A 3,963-nucleotide genomic window follows, 5' to 3' on the forward strand; every position below is an offset into this window, starting at 1 on the left:
AGATAGAGCGACATCGGTCGTTCCGCATCCATGAGGTCGGCAATGCGCCAGTCGCAGGCCGATGTTGCCGAGGCAACCGTCGGATCACGATAGAGCCCGAGAAACGACATTGCGGTCGAGAGAACGCCAGAACGCTCGTTCTCTGACTTGTTCAGCACCTCGCGAGCCGCCGAGGCCACGACGGGATGGACCCGAGGTGTGTCCGCCGTGCCGAGGTGGTTGGTGGTCATCATCCGCAGCAGTGTCGCGGTAAACGAGCGTTGCGGATCCGACAGGAAAGTGGCGACGCGCGCGAGCGTCTTTTCTTCTTCCGCGTAGAGCACGTGCAAGATGGCCCCGACCAAGAGTGAATGACTAGTCTTCTCCCAATGATTCCGCCGCTCCAGCGCGCCTTCCGGATCGACGAGAATGTCCGCGATGTTCTGAACGTCGCGGACCTCATCTGAACCCCTGCGCACTTCCAGCAGCGGGTTATAGCGCGCCGTTCTCGAGTCGGTCGGATTGAACAGGAGGCAGAAAGAGAACTTCGACCGCCAGCCGGAAGTCAGCTGCCAGTTCTCGCCTTTGATGTCGTGAATGACGGCCGAGCCGGTCCAGGAAAGAAGCGTTGGAACGACCAATCCCACGCCCTTGCCCGAACGTGTCGGCGCAAAGGCCATGACATGTTCCGGCCCGTCATGTCGCAGATAGTGATCCTTCAGTTTGCCAAGGAAAACGCCGGCCGGCTCAAACAGGCCTGCCTTCTCGATTTCCCGAGCCGCGGCCCATCGTGAGGAACCGTAGGTGGTGACCAACCCCCTCTGCCGCGCGCGCCAGAGGGAGCCAGCTATTGCGGCCGCACACCCCAAGAATCCGCTGGCTCCGGCAAGCATGCCGGCCTTGTCGAAGACCTCAGGCGCATAGGCGTCGAAGTGAAACCACCATTCGAACAGTTTCCACGGCTTGTAGATCGGCCGGGCCGCCGCGGCAAACCATGGCGCGCCAAGCTGCGGCTGATAGTCCAGCATGTGGGCGCACCATTGCGTTGCCGCCCATACGCCAACGATGACGATGGCGAACACAACTACGATCTGGCCGACAAGGAGCTTCGTCGGTGTCACGGGCACAGCCTCCACTGTTTGGTAGTAGATGGAAGCAGCATGACGTGACGTTTCAGAATATCGAAGATACCCAATATACGCGCCCGTGCGATGCAGTGAACGTTGCAGGCTTGGAAGACTGGGGCGCCAAGAAGTGTCATCGCGAAGGGCGACGAGCGAATGACTTGTATGGGCCGGGAGCGGACCGACTGGTTTCGGCCAGCAAAAGCTGTAAGGAGCCTTAAAACGGCGCCTTCGATGCTAAACTGAAAGCCAAGAAATCGTACAGTATGGCCGCGATTTCATTGATCAGCAGTCTGCACGTCGATTTTGAGGAGTAGCCGCTTCTCTGGGCCTGCCCCAGGCACGATTTACCATTTCGTGAACCCGACGCCACCGTCGTAGGTAGCTGGCAGGTACAATGTGCCTAGGCTCATTCGACCACAAGCCCACGAATGCCCAAAGCAAGCGAACACGATACGCTCCAGAGTAGCGTTGTAGTGGTCTACATCATACAAATTTGATTTGCTGTTCAATGCTATGATTGGGTTTGCCCAAGCCCCCGTCTCCTTCCGGGAATGACGCAGCTGAACTCAGCGTCCGAGATCAAGTGCATTCACGGCTCCACTCTGGAAGTGGCGCCGTTTCTGATCCGATCTCAAAGCAGGATCTGGATGGCTCGCAGGTTTCCGGCCGCCTTGTTGGACTGCGTGCCCTATTTCTGAGGTCGAAGCCCGATCACCGCGATCGATTCGTTTACGCGACTTTCGCTCAAGGCCTCTGAGAGTTGCAACGATACGACCAGCCTCTTAGAGCCTTACCGACGCCCTCTTGGCCCATCGGGCTTAGGCATTTGATGAAATTGGTTCCAATCTCCTTTCACGAGGTCCGGAAGTGCTGATGTCGCCTCCTCGGCGAAATCGCGAATGACCTGGTCGTCGCCATCCCACCCTTTAGGGTCTATTTCCAACACGGTTGGTGAATCGGTGACTTCGAAACTCGGATCCGATTTGGAACCTGTTTTGCGAAGAAAGGCCGAGCAACCCTTCACGGGCCGTCCGTCAGATTCTCTCAATTCGAGGTATGGCAGAACGAACAAGCCGCCGCCATGGAAGCCTATCTTTCGGCAGACAAACATCTGTAGGGCCCAAATCCTTGCATATTTCCCAACTGCGTTCTGAAATGTAATTTCGATGCCACTTATTGGCATGAACAGATAGCGACCAATCTTGATTTGGGATCCAATCCTCACCTCTTGAACGATGGAGTTGATGGCACCGTCCGTGTGGATTGCAGCGGCTCCCGCCTGGAATTGTCGCGTCAGCGCCGCCAAAATCGCCGCGGCGACCGCATTGAGCAGGTCTTCGGATCTTGTGCGCTCGGCGCTCTCCTCGAGCTTTCGCTGCGCTTCTGTTGCCGCTGTCTGCTTGAAGTCTTCCAGCGCGGTTAGACCCCGCTTTGAAAGCCCCGATCCTCCACCATTTCGGATGCTCTGGAGCTGGTCGAGGCGCATAATGATAGTGTCCATGGTCGATATCCGCGGAAGCGGGCAGATCATTTGCGTAAGCAGCAGGCGAAGGCCTTCCAAGCCAGGTGCGGCGAGCATCGGGGCATATTTCGGATCGCTTAGGCTCTCTCGAGGCAGCCGAACGCCTGTGAAAAGAAACAAGATGACCTTGCCAAGCGAATAGACATCGGCGGCAGCCGTCACATCGAGCTGCCCGCCGTGCTCGAGCTCCGGCGCCATGAACAGCGCCGGCCCGACAACTTCGCCCGACGGGGTATTGCGTTGTCTACCGTCCTCGATCAGGCAAATGCCGAAGTCAGATATCCAGACTTCATCGCCATTGCCGGTTAGTAGGATGTTGGCTGGCTTGATATCTCTGTGAATGATCGAGGCGTCGTGCGCAGCCTTGAGGCCCGCCGCTACCTGCTTCGCAACGCCGAGAGTGCGCCCAAGATCGCCGACGAACTGGGCCGCCGATTTGCCGAGGTCGCCCCCTTCTGCAACCGGCATGACGATATACTGCTTCGTCCCGTCCTGCGGCTGTGCGTCGAGAGCAGAGTGATCCAGCAGCTCGATCACATTCGGATGCTTCAGCCGCTTGATCGCGTCCACCTCATTGCGGAAGCGGTCGGCCCGCTTTGGGTTTAGAATGCGCTTGAGGGCGAAAGGGCCATCGCCCGGGTTTTGCCGATCGATGACCTTTATGACGTGACCTTGTCCTCCTTCGCCAAGGTTCCCTTCTATCCCCTCCCACCGATTGCCGTAGATTCTAGCCATTCTTCACCCTCAAGCTGCTCAATGCTCGATCACTACTCGCTCGGTCGCATGTTGAGCAAGCTCCAATATCCCAATCCCCCTACAGCAGCGGCCATAAATGCTAATATTCAAAAGCCGGGCTGCCAATTGACACCTGGCCGGACAAGCAGCACAACCGCCGCTTGGGCTTGGAAACTTCTTATGTGGTCCGATTCGGATACCGACGTCGATTTTTTGAACTATTCGGAAGTTGCGGAGATGGTCGTAGACCTTCTCTCTGACCCGAAATTGTTGCCACTTTCTGTCGGCGTGTTCGGCGGTTGGGGAATCGGAAAGTCAACTACACTTCGCCTTGTCGAGCGCGAATTGGACAAGGCTCCGGATCGCTATCTCGTCATCAAGTTCGATGCTTGGATGTATCAGGACTTCGACGACGCGCGCGCCGCGCTGATGAGCGTGATCTCCGGGGCGCTCGTAAAGGCTGCCCCCCCTGCCCTGAAAGACCGAGCGAAGTCGTTGATCGGGCGCGTGAACAAACTGCGGTTCTTGGGCGTGGCGCGTGAGGCCGGCGCCTGGGCTATGGGTGTGCCCACCTTCGGAGCGAGCTCCAAAGGTGTGACA

Annotated in this window: 3 protein-coding genes; 1 reads left to right on the forward strand and 2 read right to left on the reverse strand. The window is 57.7% G+C overall.

Annotated features, from left to right (window positions below; translation table 11 throughout):
- Both traG and NKH35_RS30800 read right to left on the reverse strand, forming a co-directional pair.
- The coding region (gene traG, locus NKH35_RS30795) for an IncP-type conjugal transfer protein TraG (protein ID WP_352917465.1) at positions 1-1,100 on the reverse strand (1,100 nt) is incomplete at its 3' end.
- A gap of 796 nt (positions 1,101-1,896) precedes the next feature.
- Positions 1,897-3,363: a serine/threonine-protein kinase gene (locus tag NKH35_RS30800; RefSeq protein ID WP_023753796.1), complete on the reverse strand. Its 1,467-nt coding sequence runs from the start codon at positions 3,361-3,363 to the stop codon at positions 1,897-1,899.
- Positions 3,364-3,543: 180 nt separating this feature from the next.
- Between NKH35_RS30800 and NKH35_RS30805 the strand changes: the two genes are divergently transcribed.
- The coding region (locus tag NKH35_RS30805) for a KAP family P-loop NTPase fold protein (RefSeq protein ID WP_352917463.1) at positions 3,544-3,963 on the forward strand (420 nt) is incomplete at its 3' end.

Source organism: Mesorhizobium sp. M1143, assembly GCF_040318435.1.
Lineage (GTDB): Bacteria > Pseudomonadota > Alphaproteobacteria > Rhizobiales > Rhizobiaceae > Mesorhizobium.